This window comes from Bacillus horti, assembly GCF_030813115.1.
In the GTDB taxonomy this organism is placed as follows: Bacteria; Bacillota; Bacilli; order Caldalkalibacillales; family JCM-10596; genus Bacillus_CH; species Bacillus_CH horti.
Window position 1 is genome coordinate 158,179 of the sequence record NZ_JAUSTY010000005.1, and the last position, 18,757, is coordinate 176,935.

Annotated in this window: 20 protein-coding genes; 13 read left to right on the forward strand and 7 right to left on the reverse strand. The window is 39.9% G+C overall.

What is annotated here, in order from left to right; translation table 11 throughout:
• Positions 1 to 33: 33 nt before the first annotated feature.
• Positions 34 to 510 (forward strand): GNAT family N-acetyltransferase, encoded by a 477-nt coding sequence (locus tag J2S11_RS07465; protein ID WP_307392912.1) that lies wholly within the window; start codon positions 34 to 36, stop codon positions 508 to 510.
• 128 nt (positions 511 to 638) lie between these two features.
• Here J2S11_RS07465 and J2S11_RS07470 read toward each other — a convergent pair whose 3' ends face one another.
• The 4 genes from J2S11_RS07470 to J2S11_RS07485 all read right to left on the reverse strand — a co-directional run bounded on the left by J2S11_RS07470 (position 639) and on the right by J2S11_RS07485 (position 4,436).
• A complete protein-coding gene (locus tag J2S11_RS07470; protein ID WP_307392914.1) occupies positions 639 to 1,607 on the reverse strand; it encodes a sugar phosphate isomerase/epimerase family protein in 969 nt (322 codons plus the stop codon).
• Positions 1,608 to 1,666: 59 nt separating this feature from the next.
• Positions 1,667 to 2,740 (reverse strand): Gfo/Idh/MocA family protein, encoded by a 1,074-nt coding sequence (locus J2S11_RS07475; protein ID WP_307392917.1) that lies wholly within the window; start codon positions 2,738 to 2,740, stop codon positions 1,667 to 1,669.
• 10 nt (positions 2,741 to 2,750) lie between these two features.
• Positions 2,751 to 3,779: a Gfo/Idh/MocA family protein gene (locus J2S11_RS07480; protein WP_307392920.1), complete on the reverse strand. Its 1,029-nt coding sequence runs from the start codon at positions 3,777 to 3,779 to the stop codon at positions 2,751 to 2,753.
• A gap of 282 nt (positions 3,780 to 4,061) precedes the next feature.
• A complete protein-coding gene (locus J2S11_RS07485) occupies positions 4,062 to 4,436 on the reverse strand; it encodes a hypothetical protein (RefSeq protein WP_307392923.1) in 375 nt (124 codons plus the stop codon).
• 226 nt (positions 4,437 to 4,662) lie between these two features.
• Here J2S11_RS07485 and J2S11_RS07490 point away from each other — a divergent pair, with 226 nt between their 5' ends.
• The 3 genes from J2S11_RS07490 to J2S11_RS07500 all read left to right on the forward strand — a co-directional run bounded on the left by J2S11_RS07490 (position 4,663) and on the right by J2S11_RS07500 (position 6,400).
• On the forward strand, positions 4,663 to 5,319 hold the full coding sequence (locus J2S11_RS07490) for an alpha/beta family hydrolase (RefSeq protein WP_307392925.1): 657 nt from the start codon (positions 4,663 to 4,665) through the stop codon (positions 5,317 to 5,319).
• A 14-nt stretch (positions 5,320 to 5,333) separates the two neighbouring features.
• Positions 5,334 to 5,531: a hypothetical protein gene (locus J2S11_RS07495; RefSeq protein WP_307392927.1), complete on the forward strand. Its 198-nt coding sequence runs from the start codon at positions 5,334 to 5,336 to the stop codon at positions 5,529 to 5,531.
• Positions 5,532 to 5,722: 191 nt separating this feature from the next.
• Complete coding sequence (locus J2S11_RS07500) at positions 5,723 to 6,400, forward strand: PspA/IM30 family protein (RefSeq protein ID WP_307392929.1); 678 nt, start codon at positions 5,723 to 5,725, stop codon at positions 6,398 to 6,400.
• Between the two features lie 116 nt (positions 6,401 to 6,516).
• Here J2S11_RS07500 and J2S11_RS07505 read toward each other — a convergent pair whose 3' ends face one another.
• Complete coding sequence (locus tag J2S11_RS07505) at positions 6,517 to 9,087, reverse strand: TPM domain-containing protein (RefSeq protein ID WP_307392932.1); 2,571 nt, start codon at positions 9,085 to 9,087, stop codon at positions 6,517 to 6,519.
• Positions 9,088 to 9,419: 332 nt separating this feature from the next.
• Between J2S11_RS07505 and J2S11_RS07510 the strand changes: the two genes are divergently transcribed.
• The 9 genes from J2S11_RS07510 to J2S11_RS07550 all read left to right on the forward strand — a co-directional run bounded on the left by J2S11_RS07510 (position 9,420) and on the right by J2S11_RS07550 (position 16,512).
• Positions 9,420 to 9,956 (forward strand): helix-turn-helix domain-containing protein, encoded by a 537-nt coding sequence (locus J2S11_RS07510; RefSeq protein WP_307392935.1) that lies wholly within the window; start codon positions 9,420 to 9,422, stop codon positions 9,954 to 9,956.
• Between the two features lie 48 nt (positions 9,957 to 10,004).
• Entirely contained in the window at positions 10,005 to 10,466 is a 462-nt protein-coding gene (locus J2S11_RS07515; protein ID WP_307392936.1) for a hypothetical protein, read from the forward strand.
• Between the two features lie 53 nt (positions 10,467 to 10,519).
• Entirely contained in the window at positions 10,520 to 10,978 is a 459-nt protein-coding gene (locus J2S11_RS07520; protein ID WP_307392939.1) for an NUDIX domain-containing protein, read from the forward strand.
• Between the two features lie 150 nt (positions 10,979 to 11,128).
• Complete coding sequence (locus J2S11_RS07525; RefSeq protein ID WP_307393274.1) at positions 11,129 to 11,563, forward strand: VOC family protein; 435 nt, start codon at positions 11,129 to 11,131, stop codon at positions 11,561 to 11,563.
• A gap of 1 nt (position 11,564) precedes the next feature.
• A complete protein-coding gene (locus tag J2S11_RS07530) occupies positions 11,565 to 12,356 on the forward strand; it encodes a DNA alkylation repair protein (protein WP_307392942.1) in 792 nt (263 codons plus the stop codon).
• Between the two features lie 80 nt (positions 12,357 to 12,436).
• Positions 12,437 to 13,024: a TetR/AcrR family transcriptional regulator gene (locus J2S11_RS07535; RefSeq protein WP_307392945.1), complete on the forward strand. Its 588-nt coding sequence runs from the start codon at positions 12,437 to 12,439 to the stop codon at positions 13,022 to 13,024.
• Positions 13,025 to 13,270: 246 nt separating this feature from the next.
• Positions 13,271 to 13,477, forward strand: a complete 207-nt coding sequence (locus tag J2S11_RS07540; RefSeq protein ID WP_307392949.1) for a helix-turn-helix transcriptional regulator — start codon at positions 13,271 to 13,273, stop codon at positions 13,475 to 13,477.
• 163 nt (positions 13,478 to 13,640) lie between these two features.
• A complete protein-coding gene (locus tag J2S11_RS07545; protein WP_307392952.1) occupies positions 13,641 to 14,249 on the forward strand; it encodes a DUF3169 family protein in 609 nt (202 codons plus the stop codon).
• Between the two features lie 121 nt (positions 14,250 to 14,370).
• On the forward strand, positions 14,371 to 16,512 hold the full coding sequence (locus J2S11_RS07550) for a serine hydrolase domain-containing protein (RefSeq protein ID WP_307392955.1): 2,142 nt from the start codon (positions 14,371 to 14,373) through the stop codon (positions 16,510 to 16,512).
• A 165-nt stretch (positions 16,513 to 16,677) separates the two neighbouring features.
• Here the strand turns inward: J2S11_RS07550 and J2S11_RS07555 are convergent, their stop codons facing one another.
• Positions 16,678 to 18,015: a TrkH family potassium uptake protein gene (locus J2S11_RS07555; RefSeq protein ID WP_307393275.1), complete on the reverse strand. Its 1,338-nt coding sequence runs from the start codon at positions 18,013 to 18,015 to the stop codon at positions 16,678 to 16,680.
• Between the two features lie 46 nt (positions 18,016 to 18,061).
• Entirely contained in the window at positions 18,062 to 18,727 is a 666-nt protein-coding gene (locus J2S11_RS07560; protein ID WP_307392958.1) for a potassium channel family protein, read from the reverse strand.
• Positions 18,728 to 18,757: the final 30 nt, after the last annotated feature.

Consider the following 18,757-nt stretch of genomic DNA (forward strand, 5'->3'; position numbering starts at 1 on the left):
AGAAGATAGAGAAGGAATTTTGGTGAGTATTCAATGATAAAACGATTATGTATAAATGAGCAAAAAATAGCGGAGCAGGTTCTAGATATACAGAAACAAGCGTATAGGATTGAAGCAGACCTTATTGGGTTTGACCAAATCCCTCCGCTAATGGAAACGATTAATGAGCTTAAACATTCTGAGGAAGAGTATATCGGACTGTACGAAGAGGAAGAGCTCATAGGTGTGCTAGCTTACGAAACAGAACTTCTACAGGATAACACCGTTTCCATCACGATATGTAAGCTTGTTGTTCATCCTGGACATTTTAGAAAGGGCATAGCCAGTATTCTCATCAATCATCTTGCAGTATTGAGCAGAAATACTTCTAGCCTTATCGTTTCTACAGGAGCAAAAAATAAGCCTGCTATTCAGCTCTATGAGAAGCTAGGTTTTAAAGAAATAGGAGAGATTGAGATTAATAATCGGCTCACCTTAAAAGAGTTCAAGAAGAACATAAAAGTAATGTAGTAACAAATAGATGTAAACAACAGATTATAGCAATAATGGATGAATAAATAAACTTATAAAGACGCCTCCATACCCATATTCTACGTGGCTTCGGAAGCGTCTTTTCTGTGTTTCCAGAACTTTATTTCTTATGTCCACCAAAGATTGGCTGGTTGTTCCTTAATTAGAACACTGTTTAGATTAGTCACGGCACGTGAGAAGCCCTCGTCAATACTCATAATTGGATCTTCATGCTCAATACTGATGACATAATCATAGCCGAACGTTTGAAGAGCACTAATCATATTTGACCATTCTTGAAGAGAATGTCCACAGCCTACAGAACGGAAATTCCAAGCTCGAGTCTGTATGTTACCATACGGCTGCATGTCAGTTAAACCGTACATGTTTACATTATCTTGATCAATATACGTGTCCTTAGCATGGAAGTGATGAATGGCATTTTCCTTCCCTAAAATCTTTATTGCAGCGACAGGATCAATCCCTTGCCACCAAAGATGGCTTGGATCAAGGTTTGCTCCAATGTATTCATTTGTAGCCTCACGTAGCTTAAGCAGAGTGTAAGGAGTATGAACGAGGAAGCCGCCATGCAGCTCTAAGGCAATTTTTACGTCATACTCTTTTGCCACTTCACTAATGCCTTTCCAATACGGTATTAGCTTCTCTTCCCACTGCCACTTTAGAATGTCGCCATATTCATTTGGCCAAGGTGCCACTGGCCAATTTGGATACGTAGCATTTTCGTCAGAGCCAGCTGTTCCTGAAAAGGCGTTCACTACAGGCACATCAAGCAAGCTTGCTAGCAGGATCGTTTTGCGTAACACGTCATCGCTTTCCTGAGCAAACTTTTTATCTGGACTGATTGGATTCCCATGACAGCTAAAAGCACTAATGATTAATCCTCTTGAAGTAACAGCTTCAAGGTATGCATCACGTTTCTCTTTACTTTCTAAAAGCTCATCAAGTGGGCAATGTGCTCCACCAGGGTAACATCCTGTGCCAATTTCAACCGCGTCTAAGCCGGCCGCTTTAACATGGTCTAGCATATCTTCAAAAGATTTTTCTGCGAATAAGACGGTAAATACACCTAGTTTCATTTTAATCCCTCCAATTGTAATCCTATATCAATTTATCAATAGTGAATAAGGTTCAGTGCCTAGGCATTAGGCTGTGCAGATCCAGGTTTATTATCACTTAAGCGAATCGTTTGCCCAGACTGACTGCTTTCATAAATAGCCTCTATGACCTGAGAAACCATTAAAGCTTCTTCTGGTTTAACAACAGGCTCTGCTAAGCCTAGACAGCTGTCAATAAAATTAGTGGCTTGAGCGATGCCAGGGCTTTCTTCACCTTGTATCCATTTCACCGAGTTATCGAGCAACATGCCGTCTTTGGCTTGATAGAGAGTAAGTGGAAACACATCGAGTCCACCCTCTGTTCCAGAAATGCTGACCTGCTCTTTGTCCTCAGCAATATTGGCCGCCCATGATGTTTCAAAAAGAAGGGTAGCCCCGTTAGAGAATCTAATATATGCGGTAGCATGATCATCCACTTCAAAGCTTTGGTGATCAAAAGCTCCCCATTGATTCACCTGATTTTCCTGACGACTTAGCTCGTTATAGGTGGCTCCTGAAACCTCAGTAATTTGAGGGAAATCCATTAGCCATAAAGCTAAATCAAGAAAATGACAGCCAAAATCAATGAGACTTCCGCCGCCCTGTAATTCTTTGTTTGTAAATACTCCCCAGCCAGGGACCTTTCTCCTACGCAATGCTTGTACTCTTATTACCAGGGCCTTGCCAATTTCCCCAGAGCTTATTAGTCTTTTGGCTGCAATGGCTTCTTTGGTATGTCTGTAATGATAAGCAATGGATAGGGTTTTCCCAGACTCTTTTGCCGCCCTTAACATATCAAGACATTCGTTTGTTGTCATCGCCATGGGTTTTTCACAAAGAACATGCTTCCCTGCTTTTAGTGAGGCAATAGCCATCTCAGCATGAAATTTATTAGGTGTGCTGATGGTCACTGCATCCACATAAGGAAACAATTCTTCGTAGTTCATAACAGCATTAGGAATAGAGTAATCACGTGCAATCGTTTGCACTCTGGGCAATATAAGATCGCAAAGTGCGGTTACCGCAACACGATCTTTTAATGCCTGATAGGCAGGAAGATGTCGATCTAAAGCAATACCTCCTACACCGATGAGCCCCATTCTCAATTTTTCCATTTTTCGTCGCCTACCTTAAACGAATAATTTGTTTAGATTCGCTAGACTTAAGTGCTCCTAAAATAACCTCTAAGGACTTCTTACCTTCCTCACCCGTGATTAAAGGCTCAGTTCCATTCAGAATAGAAGTCACGAAATGGTCTATAACCCCTGAGTTATTCTGTCCGCCATCCTCATTAGTTTGAATTTTACCTAAAGCCTGCTTATCCTTTGTTCCATCAAGATAATTGATGATAACGGAATACTCAGGATCATCCTCAAGGCGAATGCTTCCTTTTTCCGCATAAATAATCGTAGAGTTGTCTTCTTGCCCTTTATAGGACCAGCTTGCCGTTAATGTACCAATGATTCCGCTTTCCGTTTTTAAGATACAGATAGCATTATCATCCACATCAGAATTTTCTTTGGCTGTCTGCTCGACCATGGCTCCAACCTCAACAACTTCCTCGCCGAGAATATGGCGGATGAGGTCTGCCTTATGCACACCAAGGTCACCCATGGCCCCAATAAATGCTTCTTCTTTACGGAAAAACCAGCTATCCTTGCCGTCAGCACTCCAGCCTTCTGGTCCACCGTGACCAAATGCTGTTCTGAAGGTGTGTACTTTTCCTAGTTCCCCTGACGCAAGAAGCTCTTTTGCTTTTTGATGAGAGGGAACAAATCGTTGGTTATGTCCGACCATTAAAAGTTTTCCTGCTTGTTTAGCAGCTGCAATCATGGCTTCCGCTTCCTCAGAGCTAGTGGCCATAGGTTTTTCAACTAATACGTGACAGCCAGCTTCTGAGGCTGCGATGGATACAGGCGCATGTAAATAATTGGGTAAACAAACGCTTACAATATCCAGATCTTCCTTTAACAATTCTTTGTAATCCGTAAAAACATGTTTAATTTCATAATGAGCAGCCATTTCTTTGGCTCGAGCTTCGTTTATGTCACAAATAGCGACGATTTCTGTTTGAGGATTAGCTTTATACTCGGGCAGATGACGATACTTTGCAATACTTCCAGCTCCAATTACAGCAACCTTTAGCTTAGTCATTCTCTTCCTCCCTTTTTCTATAGAAAAATCGTTACTCTTCCATTATTATGTGTTTAGCTCTGTAATGCAAATAAAAAATTCACATGGGGCATTCTTTGGAGGATTGGAAACAAGCTGTTTCTAAGTCATAGTCCAGCCTTACTCGCTTTTAACTTAAGAAATATGAAATCTTCTATGTTGGGCATCCCGCGATAAAAGAATTGTTTGTATGCTTTCTTTCAAAGCTTATAGACCTTGTTAAGCGTGCTGTCAAAAACGATAAATGCATGAATTAAAAGAAGACTAACTTGCATCTCCATTAATCTGTGTTGGATTCCCATTACGAAAAACTTTAACACCATGGGGGACATAAACCTCAAAACGTGCGTCACAATTGGCCAATCCATAACAAGTAGCTTGAAGATTTAAAGTACCATTTTCTAATGTCCAATCAGCGTCTAGGGTTCCATTTTTGACGTCAATTCGACGCACAACTTTTACATCAGGACGATCCTCTACAAAGAGGTCTGTAGGAATATCATTTTGAACGACATTTAATGTTTTTCCATCAAACTTAAATAGTTTTTGCTCTGGCTCTGCATTAAGGTAAGAAGCACATGACGTTAGAAGCAAGAGTGCAAAAAAACAACCTAAATACTTTCCTAGTCTAATCAACATACTTAACCACTCCTATTTTTAAAATCTTATAATATAAGTTTCGGTTTCCCCTAAAACTTAAATGTTATCACTATTTAATAGACGAGAGTACGAGTAAGAACCCTGCATAATATAAAGATTTTATACGTCAATTTCTTTGCTGCTGGAATATGAGGAGAATTGGAGAAAATATTGCCTTTATTAAGCTAAGATGGTTCAATTAGATAAAATGAATGGGGGAGATTGGATGGCTTTTGTAAAAATTGAAACGGTGGGATATAAGCAGTTGGTATCGAGTTTACTTATAAGCAACGATACTAATGAGGATAGCTTAGCCATTATGCTTCCGGGTATGGGCTACAATAATGACATGCCTCTTCAGTACTATGCGGCTAAATATTTTGAGTCGAAAGGCTTTGATATATTAAATGTGAACTATAACTATAAAGATAGTAAGGCCTTTAGGGATGCTTCCTTAGAGGAAAAAAGTGAATGGATAAGAGCTGACGTAGTAGGTGCCGTTAAAGATGCTCTAAATAGAAAAGAATACAAGCATGTTGTGCTTGTATGTAAATCGATTGGAACTATCGCTGGTCTTGAAGCGCTAGCTACTTTAGAAGCTCTAAAGCATTCGCAAATCATCTGGCTTACCCCATTAACTCAAGAGGAGATCATTGTTCAAGCTTTACAACAACTTACGCAAAAATCCCTTATTGTGATTGGAACAAACGATCCTTGTTATGTAAAAGAAAATGTTAAAAGATTAAGTGAAGTCTCAAACTTTAATGTGATGTTGGTTCCAGATGCAGATCATTCGCTGGAGCTGAGAGGGGATACTTCTCAATCCATCCGTATAATCGGCGAAGTAATAAACAAAATAGATCAATTTTATAAAGGAATATAAGGGGGGGGGATAGCATGCAGGAGGAAGCCTCTAAAAGTAGGTTTCATTGCTGTGCTACCTGTAAGAATTTTGTGAGTCAAAGAAATGACGAGAACGATATGGTGTATCTTTGCTCCCGCTTGGGCTACGAAACGAAGCCGAGCTATCAATTTAACTGCTGGGAACCAAAGGAAAACATTAAAAGATTGATGGATCAAGAAGGATTGAAGTAATATTTTTTGCTTTAAAAGTTGAAACCGTTCATATTAAGTAACGTATAGGTATGGTAGAAGCAAAGAGATTAGCATACAATTGATGTAGACATCAAACAAGAGGTTATCATCTGTGAAAAGGTATCGTTAACACGATACGATATCAACCAATGAAATTAAGAACATTTATTTGGAATTAAGGAGGAATGAGAATGAGTATTTTTAGAAGAATGTTTAGAATTGGGAAAGCGAATGTAAACTCCGCGTTAGATAAAATGGAGGATCCGGTCAAAATGATAGAGCAAATTCTACGAGAGCTTGAGGATGACGTAGCTAAGGTTACGGCTGCTGTCACAACTCAAATGGCCGTGGAGAAGCGCTTTGAGCGTGAGCTAAAGGATGCTGAGGCTTTGGTAGAAAGACGAGATCAGCAGGCAAGGCAAGCGCTGGCTAATGGAGAAGAGGAGCTTGCTCGTGAAGCCTTGGTAGATAAGAACCGTCATGTGGAGAAACGAGATAAAGCAAGAGCAAGCTATGAGAGTGCTAAAGCAAACTCTGAAAGGCTTCGTCAGCAGCTATCCGAAATGAAATCTAAGGTTCAGGATATGAAGGCGCAGAAGAGTACATTAATCGCTCAAGCTGAAGCAGCAAAAGCAACGAAGAAAATTAATCAAACGATGAGTGGAGCAAACACAGATAGCCTCACAAACAGCTTTGCTCGTATGGAGGAAAAGGTTCAGCAAATGCACGATGAAGCACAGGCTGCTCAGGAGCTTGCGAACGAAGGGAAATCTTTTGATGACAAATTCGAAGAAATGGTTAAAAGCACAGCTTCAAAGGATATTGACGATGAGCTAGCTGCGCTTAAGGCTGAATTAAACAAAGAATAGAAATATCTCAGGACCGCTAAAAAATACCATAGCATTTTAAAAGATGCCATCCCTCTTGATAGGGATGGCATCTTTTATAAGTGAAAGTGCATGTAAGTGAATATATAATTGTTAGCTTAAAATCTTGAACCGCCGCCTCGTGATCCTCCTCTAAAGCCAGAACCACCACCACGAGAGCCGCCAAAGCCAGAGCCGCCTCCTCTAGAAGATCCTCCCCAGCTCGAACCGCCTCCCCTAGAGGAACCACCCCAACTCGAGCCACCGCCTCGTGATGAACCGCCGCCCCATCCAGAGCCAGAACCGCTTCCCCAATGATGATGACTCATCCTCTGGAGCTGTCGTTGGCGCTGTCTTGCTAGCCTGCGCTCATGCTCGATCTGCTTGCGATATGCTTCTTCCATTTCCTTAAGGATACTCTGCATGTCAGAGCGAACAGAAGCAATAATTTCAAATTCTCCTTGCGCTAGTGCTACCTCTGCTCGACTTAGTAAATCGTTAAAATAAGTGCGATATTGAGTGACACTTATTTTAGAGCCACATTTTTTAAGGGCAGCTGAGAACGTGGAATTCATGACTTGCAGCTCTTGCTCGGCTTGTTTTTTCTGATCAATTGTAGATGTAATGAGTGCTTCGAATTGCCCAATGGTACCTTTCATTTGTTGAATAAGCTCTTCATACCTATCTACATGTCTTAAGCTTTGCAGTGTCGTGCTTTCAATTTGTTGCCCTAGACCCCTAATCTGCTGATCAAACTGCTGAATACTGGCATATCTTTGTAAATGGTTTTGCTTAATAAGGTTTAAAGCCTGTGTAAATCGATGAGCTAGCTGATGATTTTCCTTCTCTAAAGCCATATACTTATCATCTAGCTGTTTTCTCAGTTGAAGGATAGACTCCTTTATCTTCATATTCTCATCAAGATGTTCAAGCACTTGAGTGAGAAGCTTTTTGCCTTGAAAATATAGCTGATTGCTTTCCAAAACACATTGTCTAATCTCTGGAAGCAGTTGTTCTATTATAGCTTTGTTCTGTGGAATAAGCGGAATACTAGACAATTGAGCTTCCCAATGAACTTTTTCATAATCCTTTTTCACTAGCTCAATAGCGTCTTTTAGCCGACCAATTAACGGTTCGGAGTAGGAAGGAATTTCCTCCTCGACGTATTGAACTTTTTCCAATATCCAATCTCTAGCCGTTATACTTTCTCTAACCTGTTCTACGGCATGATCGAGCCAATCTTGTACTCTATTCAAAATGTCCACAGAATTCTTCACATCGCCTTCATGAAGCGCATCTTCCAGCCGTGGCAATTCCTTCTTTACTCGATCAAAGACAGAATAAGGCTGAATTTCGGTTAGAATGAGATTTTCTGTTTTAACAAGATGATCCATTTGCTGCTGAATATTTTCTTTATACTCAGGGAGCTTTGTAAACTGCTGAATATGCTCCTTCATTTTTCGGCTATCTTCTTTGAGTTTCTTTAGTTTTTCAGGGAGCTCTTTCAATAGCTCCTTCACATGCAAGGGATCAAATTGAATATTTTTTGAAGCTGTTTCGATAACCTTCTTGATGCTTTCCTTTTCTGCTATAAGCCGCTTTAATGAGAAGGATGATTCAGTCTGTTGCTGTAAAAACGACTCAACCTCCGCTAATTCCTGCTGACACTGGTCCATTACAGGAATGACTTCTTCCTCCATCTTTTTGTAGGCTGTGATTTTCTCATTGATCTTATGAATCTTGCGGTTAAAGCCCGTCACCTGATTATCTATTTTTCCAAGCTCGTCATCCACTTTCTTTTTGCTGTACCAGAACGGAATGGTCAGCTGGTTGACCTTACTACTAAGCTGAGTGGCATTTTGCAGCACATCATAAAAGGTCTGCTTAGTCTCCTTTAGATACTCAGCAGACTGGCCTCTTGAAAATTGAAAGAGTGGCTTGAGCTCCTGTTCAATTTGGTGGATAGCAACAAGAGCAGCTTGATGTTGCTCCTTTAAACTTTTTTGCTCCGTCATCAAACGCTTCCTATTGGAAAGGTGTAGAAAGAAATAGATGACAATTGCAAGTAGAAGCACGATTCCAAGGACAATCAGTAGGGAGAAACCTGATCCATTATTCGCACCAGAGTCTGTTACAGGAGGTACAGTAGGCTGATTGGCATTCGGGCTAGGACTTGGAGCAGGAGGTGTGCTTGACTGAAGAGTATCCAGCTCCTGGATAACCTCAATCATTCCTTGCTTAAAGTCTCCGTTTACTGCATGTGGAATAAAGTGCCTGTCGAGAAAGTTAGTTATATCGTTTGTACCTGAACCTCCTCCAAAGTTCTGTGAAATAGCTTGATCCAGAGAGCTACCAGTAGCCACTTGAAGATATACCTCTCCTTCACGTTGAGCAATGACCAGAAGGACTTCAGTAGGTTGTATACCCCACTGTTCAAAAGTATCCGCAGATAAGCTAGAGATTTGCTCACCATTTAAGCTCTCCATTGTAAATACGTATAGGTTTACTGTTGAACGCTCAATTTCCTGCTCAACCTCTTGCTGCTCTCCATCACTGAGCATTTCAGCATAGTCGTTGATAAAGCCCTGAGGGTCAGGAATATTGGCGTGTACGGGATAACTAGACATAAATACAGACATACAGAGTAGAAGTAATACTAAACTGCTCAGTAGCTTAAGCTTTTTTACCATAACAACACTTCCTTGTTTTAGAAGTAAAAAAATATTGTACTATATGTGAAAAGTGACATATAAAGGGGTGGATACTACATCATATCAAGGCTTTAATAAACATGATTGTAATTGTAATTGTAATTGTAATTGTAATAGTAAAAGTAAATAATTTCTAAGATAAGTATAATGGAAATCGTATGCTTTGTGCTGTATTAATTTACGTATCAAAGAAAAATAAGTTTCAGACTGAGTTGCAACGAACTTCTCCCCATGATACTATCATTACAATAATTGAGAATGATCAATGTTAATAATTGTATCAAATGTTACATACGAAGGAGTAGATAGATATGGCAAAAAAAGCAGACATGCTCTTGCATCCCATCCGTATGCGTATTATTCAAGCTTTACTTCTAGAGAACGCATTGACTGTTGCTCAGCTCGTGATAAAATTAGGTAATGTTCCTCAAGCTACCATATACAGACATATAAACCTGTTATTAGAGGCTCAGATGATTGAAGTTACAGATACAAAAAGAGTACAGGGTACAGTAGAACGCTATTTCTCTGTGGCCAAAGAAAATCTAAGTATACCCGAAGCGGAAATGCGTGCTGCTTCCCAAGAGGATACATTACGTTACTTAACAGCATTCCATACTAGTTTGTTACAGCAAGCAGAAGATTATATTATGCATACTCCAGCAGAGAATTATGAAAAGGATGGTTTTGGTTTTTGGCAGATTCCTTTGCACTTGACGGAAGATCAGTATCAACAGTTCTCTGTAAGATTTAAGGAGCTCCTTCAAGACTTTGAAGGACATGAAGCAGGACCTGGAACTAAGTCAAGGCTGTTCTCAGGCATGTTTATTCCTCAAAAAGATTCTTGAGAAATAGGTTGCTAGAAATAGCTTGTTAGAAAGAATTGAAAGGAAAAATTGAATAAGGGAGAGGTTTTTATCCAAGATTATAGGATTATAAAATTTGGTTTGAGAAGAAATTTGTTGGTGGTATTAATTCCTCTCATGCAAGCCAGGCATATATTTACTACAGATAATACTTTGTTATTTAACTTAAGTGTAGCTTCATTAATCCTAGCGGTTATTCTAATAGCTTTAACCATTTATGGTAGGGTCAGTAGCCCCCGTTCATTACATATTGAGCATGACCAGATTAAGATTGGTGAGAGAGAGTTAAGAAAAGATCAGATAAAGGAAATTGTCATGTATGGATATTTTCAAAAAAACATTGGTATCAAGCCTGTAGGAAGAAAGCTGGTTCCTGGTAATCTAGCTTTTAAGTTTGTAGAAAATAAAGATGAAGGAGTTAAAGAAATAAAGCAGTGGGCTTCTCAGCAAGATATTAAAATTAGCCATAAAAGGTTTATGACTTGGGTGTGAGACATTCATACCCATTCTCCATTAGCTTTTAGTGTATGAAAGGAATGTACAAAATGAGAATTATAGTTACTGGTGGTGCCATAATTAGAGATTCACTAGGAAGAATATTGCTGCAACAAAGATCTGACTACGGAGATTGGGGACTCCCAGGAGGAGCGATGGAGCCAGGTGAATCAATTGAGGAAACGATGAAACGTGAGGTATTGCAGGAGACAGGACTTGTAGTTGATGAATATGCGTTAAACACCGTTTACAGTGGTTCAAGAATGGAGTATGTGTATCCAGATGGAAATAAAGTTGTCTTTGTCATGTTTATCTTTGATGTACAAGCTAACTTAGAGGGTAAGCTTGCTGAAGATGGTCAAACCTTGTTGTTTGAAGATAAAGCCCGTGAATCAATTAAACTACAGTTTATGGATGTGCAAAATATCGATCTTTCGACGATTAGCTCTGTGCAGAAGCTACTCATACAAGATATAAAACAAAACATAACTACAATTCTAAGAACCTAGTTGCTATTGCTCTAAATCTTTCGTTGATTAATTCAACAGATTTTTATGGACTATACATTATAAAAATTTTTTCTTTATTTACATACATACTGTATGTATGTTAAATTGAAATAGAATTACTTTTATAAAAAGGAGATACGAATTATGCAAATGCAAACAAATAGTTTCTACCCCGTCATTCTAACAGATAAAGTAGCTGAAAGCGCTGATTTCTATTCGAAGTATTTTAACTTTGAAAAGGTTTATGAAGCAGATTGGTATGTAAGCTTGAAGCTAACACAGGATAAGCACGATTATGAGTTAGCTATTCTGAACTCGAAACATACTACTATTCCTGAAGCATACCAGAGAAGGGTGCAGGGCTTAATCTTAAACTTTGAGGTTGATGATGTGGATACCGAATATCAACGTCTTGTTGTAGAGGAGAGACTCCCATTAGAATTAGATATACGTGATGAGGAGTTTGGGCAGCGTCACTTTATTATTTCTGATCCAAACGGAGTGTTGATAGACCTGATTAAAATCATTCCACCCTCAGAGGAGGAAAGTGACAAATATGTAGAGAAGGTATGGTCTGAAGATTAAGGTGGAGCAAGGTGGAAGTAAAAGCATCCCATTAAAGAATTACTTTGGGAGCGAGCTAGCTAATCGTCTCCAATCACTTATTCAACCTCACTATAATGCTTTTCCAGCAGAGGAGTTTATCACATCTATCTCAAAACAGGTCGATCAGCTTGAGTTGAAACAAAGAGTGGCTTTAATTGCTGCTGAACTCAGGACATCTCTTCCTCAAGACTACACAGAAGCCTTGGGAATTCTTATGAAAATACTTGGACCTGAAAACAAGACTGAGGAAGGTATGTTTACGAATGGATATTTTCTAATGCCTGTTGCGTTCTTTGTAGAAAAGTATGGATTAGAGCATTATGAGATATCCATGCCTGCCCTTTATGAAATCACAAAGCGGCATACATCAGAATACTCAATACGTCCATTTTTGCAAATCTATCCTGATCATACCTTGGCTATACTCCGAGAGTGGTCTAAGGATGAAAATGCACATGTACGCCGCCTTGTCAGTGAAGGCAGTCGTCCTCGTTTACCATGGGCCAAACGGATGAGAGCTATTAAAGAAGATCCAGCTATCAACCTATCCCTTTTAGAGTCCTTATTAGCTGACTCTTCTTTTTACGTAAGAAAATCTGTGGCTAATCACATCCATGACTTGATCAAGGATTACCAAGAGGAAACAATAGCTTGGCTAGAAAAACAAATGCAAAGCGAAGAGAAGCATATGTCTTGGATTGTACGCCATTCCTTGAGGTCTTTAGTGAAATCAGGCAATGAAACGGCATTAGAGCTTATCGGACGCTTCTAGACATAGGTCTAGACACAGGTGTGAGAATATACTATAAATGGATTATGATTTAAAAAGCAACAAGTGTTAGGAGTAGCGTAATGCGACGAAAAAAAGAGGAAGCACAAGAAACGATTCGGAAGCTTATAGAGATAGGGAGAACCCATTTTACAGAAAAGGGCTTTGCCACTGCTTCACTAGAGGAAATTGTCCAAGAGGCTGCCATGACTCGTGGAGCGTTATATCATCATTTTGGCAGTAAAAAAGGTCTCTTTCAAGTGGTTATAGAACATATCCAAAGCGAGGTTGCAGAGCAAGTGGAAGTACAGGCTGCCCAAAGTGGTGAAGATATGTGGGAGCAGCTTCTATCGGGCTGTCGTGCCTTTATTACAACGGCTGTTGAACCACGTAATAGGAGAATTCTACTTATTGATGGGCCGGCTGTACTAGGCTGGGAGGAGTGGCGCAAAATGGATGAGCGTAATTCCATGCGTCTATTGCGTGGGCAGCTTGAGGAAATGCAGCAGAAAGGATATCTTAAAGAGGTGCCTTTGGTGGCTATGACACATGCATTATCTGGTGCACTGAATGAAATGTCTCTCTGGTTAGCCCAACTACCGGATTATGAGAGAGGTTTAGAAGAAGCATTGACCATTTTAAATCATTTGTTAAAAGGGTTTAAAAGTTAAAAAACAAAGCTATTTTGCTTCGTAAGGATACGAGGTTATAGAGGTGTCGCCAAGGTTGGTTTTCAAAACTTGGTGACATCTTTTTTGATAGTTTTTTAATTTCAAATTTAAATTAAAAAATAAATTTTCAGCTTCGAAATTTATGTATATAATTCCATTCTTAATGTAAATAATTATAGATATTTTGTAAGTTATAATTTACATTTGGAAAAAGATCATTTACAATGAATTCAAGGAGGTGGCGCGATGGGCGAGCTGAAAAATAGAGTTCGAGAGCTGCGGGCAAGAGATCGGCTCTCGCAGGGGCAATTAGCCGAGGTGATAGGCGTATCTAGGCAAACAATTGCAATGATTGAAAAGGGAGACTATTCGCCATCTGTTGTGATCGCATTAAAAATAGCTGACGTTTTCAAGGAACAGGTAGAGTCAGTGTTTATTTGGCAAGGTTACTAGTCGTACAGAACTCCAAATAACGATACCCAGAGTAAGAATAGCTAATAAAGCAAACAAAATGTCATATTCATAGATTACACTTAGCTTAAAGCTTAAACCACGGCCAAATGTTAAAAAAGCATAAGTAACAAAAAAACCAAGAACAGCAGCTAAAATAAAATATATGCCATTCATAAATTTACTCGTTATCTTTCCTGCCATCATATGTCCCTCCTCTAGTCTAGTTTTCCAACTGTCAGAGCAAACGACAGAGCATGATGATGATCTTAGCAAGCAAATCAGTGAAAAGGAATGGATGGTTAGCAAGCTACTCATTCTGACCTCTTTAAATACAATTCTGACCTTTGTATGGGCAACGTTAGCTGTAGGTTTAGCCTCTCAGGGGAATACTGATCCCGTTGCATATCATTTGGTAAACATTGTGCTATCGTTCCTTCTAATATTGATAACGAGTATGCAGTTTAAGAAAATTATGCACCAGTTCAATTTATTGTATCCAAATAAGCCAATCAATCTAGACGAAAAAAATGGGGATAGGGCTTATTTCGAAAAGCTGGATGAAGGTGAAAAGTGGATGGTTTATAAGGCGGCATTTAAGGCCTTTCAATCCTTAGATATCTTGTTTGTGATTGGAATCATTGTCTTGCTGGGCTACTCTATGCTCGTCCAATTTACACCACTACCAACTCTTGTCCTGACTCTAATCTGGCTGGGTGTGAAAATTATCTATTTTGTAGAAACATATAAATTTTATGGGAAGTTCACACGCTAAGAGAGGATCAGTGATAGGTCTGTAAAGTTGCCTATAACAAGCAAACCTATGAAACTATGAGAAAACTAGCACGTATAGTATGAATTGAGTTCTATAAACTAGCAAATGGGGAGGAAAAGACATGAATCAATCTAGCACGAAGCACATCTCTATGATTTGGTCTAAGACTGTTGTTGTAGCTCTACTAGCATTAGCTTTAGCGTTTTCTCCGATGGCTCAGAATATTGCCAGTGCCAATACGGGGACTGAACAGCCTAAGGCATTAACAACTAGCAGTGCAGAGGAATTTTTAGAGGAGTTTTTCTCAGCTGCCCATATTGAACCACAGTACATTGGGGCTTCAGTTGTCATAGTTAAGGATGGTCAGGTTTTGGCTGAAAAGGGCTATGGCTATGCTGATACAGCGGCACAATTAGAAGTGAATCCTCAGGAAACAACGTTTCGGGTGGCTTCTGTTTCCAAATCTATTAATGCTATAGCTGTAATGCAGTTAGTTGAACAAGGCAACATTGATTTGCAGGAGGATATTCGAGTGTATTTACCAAGCTTGACCTTCGATAATCCTTACTCAAAACCAGTCACAGTAGAGCATTTACTTGCTCATACAACCGGCTTTGAAATCCGTGATCCTAAGCCAGAGGATATTCATGGGGATCTTGAGCGAGTTGTTGGGATAGAGGAATATGTACATAAGCATATGCCTCCAGTTGTTCGTGAACCAGGTAGCTCCTATATGTACGATAACTTTGCGTCCTTACTTGCTGGTCTACTTGTAGAGGAAGTAAGTGGAGTACCTTATCAGGATTATATGGATGAACATGTATTTCAACCACTTGGGATGAACAACAGTGGATTTCTTTTAGAGGGAAGCTTGCTGGAGCAGTTAGCTACTGGTTATGATGCAGCGGGACAAGCCATGGAAGTATATACGGTCACTCCGACTGTTATGCCTCACGGTGGCATGATTTCTACAGCAGAAGACTTAGGGAAGTTTATGATCGCTTTTCTTAATGAAGGAGACAGTGAAGAGCTTCAGCTCAGTGCAGAATCAATCGAACTGATGCAGGAGTATCGTTCAGAAATTCACCCTCTATGGCCAGACACAACAAATGGCTTTGAAGCATCATTCCAATTTCCTTTGGCAGGAAGCTCTAGTGAGATATTGACAAAGGGTGGGGATCTGCCTGGGTTTAGCTCTTACTTATTTATGATACCTGAGGAGAATACAGGTGTATTTCTTACTTATAATCAGTCTGGAGTTCTACGCAACTTTTTTTATTCGGAGTTTATTTCTACATTTTTCCCACAGTATAGTGAGCCTGTAGATTTAGCTCCATTTCAGCCCCAATCTCCTGAACAATTGGAAAGATTGACGGGGTATTATGCAGACTTACGTCTTCGTAGCTTAGTAACAACGATCCAGGTTGGAGAAGATGGAGCTTTATCAATCTCTGACGGATTTCTGGGACCGAGGGCATTACAGCAGGTGGATGAGAATCTATTTGTAGACCCTATTTCTAACCAATTTGTAGCTTTCCAGGTTGACCAAAACGGAAAGGCAGAATATTTGAGGGAGCCTAACCTTAATCCTTATGGATACGCACAAAAGGGTGAAGAAGCCAAGGGCTTTAGTGATGTAAACGAACAACATCTATATGCTCCGTATATTCTACCGTTACAATCGTTAGGGTATTACCCAAATGACTCAAATCTAGCCTTTAATCCAGAGCATGTATTAACTAGAGGAGAATACGTTGAACAGTTGCTGACTGTAAGCGGTATTCCCGGTAGTCAGACGGAACAGATCGCTTTCCCTGATGTTGTTGGACATCCTAAAGCTAGTTACATCCAAATGGCCTATGAATTAGGAATGATTACAGGAGACGAGAAGGGGAACTTTGGTCCAGATCGAGTAATAACTCGTCAAGAAGCAGCAACGATGAATTGGAGACTTCTTCATTCCCAATACCCACCAGGTGCTTTTGATGAAATTCAATTAGCGGGAGAAGTAAGTGAGTGGGCTATTCCTGCGGTGCAAATGATGCTTGGTCTTGGATTACATGGGCCAGAGGTAGAGGCGAAGGAAGACGGATCAATAGATTTTCTAGCTAAAAAGGAATTAACTAAGCAGGAGGACGCTGCGATTCTATTTATGATGTTTACACAGCCAACGTACCTAATTGCTGAACAGTTAGTTACCTCACCTGCAGTAGATGGAGTAGATGAGGAAGAAGTAGAAGCATTAGAAGAAGATGCAGCGTAGTAGCATTTAAAGAATTAACTAAAATATAGTTTAAGAAGGCTGTATCTAGGCAGATTCATTTTAGCCAAGAATACAGCCTTCTTTCTATCATCATAAGCCTTTGAATCAATTTCTACAAAGCTTCTACGCAACTAAAGGTTGATGCTCTTAAATAATATTTAGCAACTACCCAATTAATAAATGATCCTCTGGATATCCAATCCTCGAAGCTCTCTTCTTCTGTGACAGGGCAAAGGCTAATGTTAGTGGTCCTAAGCGACCTACAAACATGGTAATCATCACGATGATTTTACCTATAGGACTTAATTCATTTGTTAATCCCATTGAAAGACCTGTAGTACTAAAGGCAGACGTAGCTTCAAATAAGATATCTAAGAAATGCTCTTCAAGCAAGTTTTCTGTGACGGTTAAAAGTAAAGCGACTATCAAGACACACGCTATAGAACTAATGACCACCGCCAAGGCACGCATGACTGTGTCTTGAGCAATCTTACGTTCAAATGCGTGAATTTGACCTCCACCTCTAAATGTATTTAACGTGGCTAGAATTAAAACCACAAACGTATTGACTTTAATCCCCCCACCAGTTCCTCCAGAAGCAGCTCCAATAAACATCAGAATGATGATGAAAAATTGAGAGGCAGTGAGCATTTGGCTAATATCCAATGTGTTAAAGCCTGCACTACGCGGGGTGACACTTTGAAAAAAAGCACTTGCTGATTGCTCGCCTAGACTGAGTGTACTGAAAGTAGCTGGATTCCAGCTTTCAAGGAGAAAGATGACCAAAAAGCCAGCAATCGATAATATTGCTGATGCGAGCAGAACGACCTTTGAGTGTAGGGATAGCTTTCTCCAGGATCGTTTACGGATAACATCAACTACAACGATATAGCCAAGTCCTCCAATGATGAATAAGGTGATAATTGTAAGATTCACAATTGGATCACCTACATATTGACTTAAACTATCCTCCCAAAGAGCAAAACCAGCGTTGTTAAAAGCTGAAATTGAATGAAATAGGGCATAGTAAATAGCCTGCCCTAAACCTAGATCAGCCTGCCATCTTAAAGTAAGAATAGCGGTCGCAATTGCTTCGAATACAAAGGCGATCAGAGCCATGTGCAAAGATAGCTTTACCATCCCTTGAGTAGAAGTAGACTGAGTAGTCTGCTGTAGAATCAAGCGCTGCCTGAGTCCTATTCTTTGCCCAAGTAGAATGGCGACCATGACCCCAAATGTCATAAAACCTAGTCCACCAATTTGAATTAAGATCATAATGACGACCTGACCGAATGTTGAAAAAGTACTTCCTGTATCAAGGACAACTAAGCCATTTACACAAACGGCTGAAACAGCCGTGAAGAAAGCGTCAAGTATACCCACGCTCTGACCAGAGCTAGCAGAGATGGGAAGAGCTAGTAATCCTCCTCCAACAAATATTAAGATCATAAAAACGATTAGGATAAATTGTGGAGGACTAATGTCTGATCTTATCCGTTTCATCACCTTGTTTAGAGGTTCATGTGTGCTCTTCGTATAGACTTCATCCTTATCGTTTGCGCTCATAGTCCTTCTCCAAGTGTCTTATTTCATCATTACTACCGATAATGAGCAAGATGTCTCCAGTATGTATCTCATCCTCCGCCTTCGGTGACACGTTGATATCCTGCTCTTTTTTTATAGCCATGATCGTACAGCCATAGTTAGCACGAATATTTAATTTCTTTAAGGATAATCCATCCATTGAAGGAGGGGCTTTAAGCTCAACAAGGTTATGTTCTGGTGAAAGCTCAATATAATCAATCAGATTGTTAGAGCTAATTTGATTCGCTAAGCGTGTACCCATATCACGTTCTGGATAAACGATTTGGTCGGCTCCTACCTTCTTTAGTACGCGTCCATGCATATCATTTTTTGCTTTCGCTATAACCGTAGGAATGTTCAGCTCTTTTAATAACAATGTGGTTAGAATACTTGACTGCAAATCCTCCCCAATGGAAACAATCGCATGAGTAAAATTGCTTGCTCCAAGCTCTCTTAGGACTGCCTCATCCGTGCAGTCTGCTTGCAGGGCGTGAGTCGCAACAGCTGCCATTTCTTGGACAGCGTGCTCGTCCTTGTCTACGGCTAAAACCTCGTGACCATTTGCGATTAATGTTTTTGTTAGGCTTGATCCAAAGCGACCGAGTCCAATCACCATAAATTGCTTTTTCATCCTTACACACTTCCGTTCCTAAAGAATTGA

Excerpts from the sequence above, each read along its gene's own strand:
- J2S11_RS07535 (WP_307392945.1), top strand. The coding sequence starts at position 12,437 with ATGCGACGAAAAAAAGAGGAAGCACAAGAAACGATTCGGAAGCTTATA.
- J2S11_RS07510 (WP_307392935.1), top strand. The coding sequence starts at position 9,420 with ATGGCAAAAAAAGCAGACATGCTCTTGCATCCCATCCGTATGCGTATT.
- J2S11_RS07555 (WP_307393275.1), bottom strand. The coding sequence starts at position 18,015 with ATGAAACGGATAAGATCAGACATTAGTCCTCCACAATTTATCCTAATC.
- J2S11_RS07545 (WP_307392952.1), top strand. The coding sequence starts at position 13,641 with ATGCCATTCATAAATTTACTCGTTATCTTTCCTGCCATCATATGTCCC.
- J2S11_RS07540 (WP_307392949.1), top strand. The coding sequence starts at position 13,271 with ATGGGCGAGCTGAAAAATAGAGTTCGAGAGCTGCGGGCAAGAGATCGG.
- J2S11_RS07475 (WP_307392917.1), bottom strand. The coding sequence starts at position 2,740 with ATGGAAAAATTGAGAATGGGGCTCATCGGTGTAGGAGGTATTGCTTTA.
- J2S11_RS07525 (WP_307393274.1), top strand. The coding sequence starts at position 11,129 with ATGCAAACAAATAGTTTCTACCCCGTCATTCTAACAGATAAAGTAGCT.
- J2S11_RS07500 (WP_307392929.1), top strand. The coding sequence starts at position 5,723 with ATGAGTATTTTTAGAAGAATGTTTAGAATTGGGAAAGCGAATGTAAAC.
- J2S11_RS07470 (WP_307392914.1), bottom strand. The coding sequence starts at position 1,607 with ATGAAACTAGGTGTATTTACCGTCTTATTCGCAGAAAAATCTTTTGAA.
- J2S11_RS07490 (WP_307392925.1), top strand. The coding sequence starts at position 4,663 with ATGGCTTTTGTAAAAATTGAAACGGTGGGATATAAGCAGTTGGTATCG.
- J2S11_RS07505 (WP_307392932.1), bottom strand. The coding sequence starts at position 9,087 with ATGGTAAAAAAGCTTAAGCTACTGAGCAGTTTAGTATTACTTCTACTC.
- J2S11_RS07560 (WP_307392958.1), bottom strand. The coding sequence starts at position 18,727 with ATGAAAAAGCAATTTATGGTGATTGGACTCGGTCGCTTTGGATCAAGC.
- J2S11_RS07550 (WP_307392955.1), top strand. The coding sequence starts at position 14,371 with ATGAATCAATCTAGCACGAAGCACATCTCTATGATTTGGTCTAAGACT.
- J2S11_RS07520 (WP_307392939.1), top strand. The coding sequence starts at position 10,520 with ATGAGAATTATAGTTACTGGTGGTGCCATAATTAGAGATTCACTAGGA.
- J2S11_RS07485 (WP_307392923.1), bottom strand. The coding sequence starts at position 4,436 with ATGTTGATTAGACTAGGAAAGTATTTAGGTTGTTTTTTTGCACTCTTG.
- J2S11_RS07465 (WP_307392912.1), top strand. The coding sequence starts at position 34 with ATGATAAAACGATTATGTATAAATGAGCAAAAAATAGCGGAGCAGGTT.
- J2S11_RS07495 (WP_307392927.1), top strand. The coding sequence starts at position 5,334 with ATGCAGGAGGAAGCCTCTAAAAGTAGGTTTCATTGCTGTGCTACCTGT.
- J2S11_RS07480 (WP_307392920.1), bottom strand. The coding sequence starts at position 3,779 with ATGACTAAGCTAAAGGTTGCTGTAATTGGAGCTGGAAGTATTGCAAAG.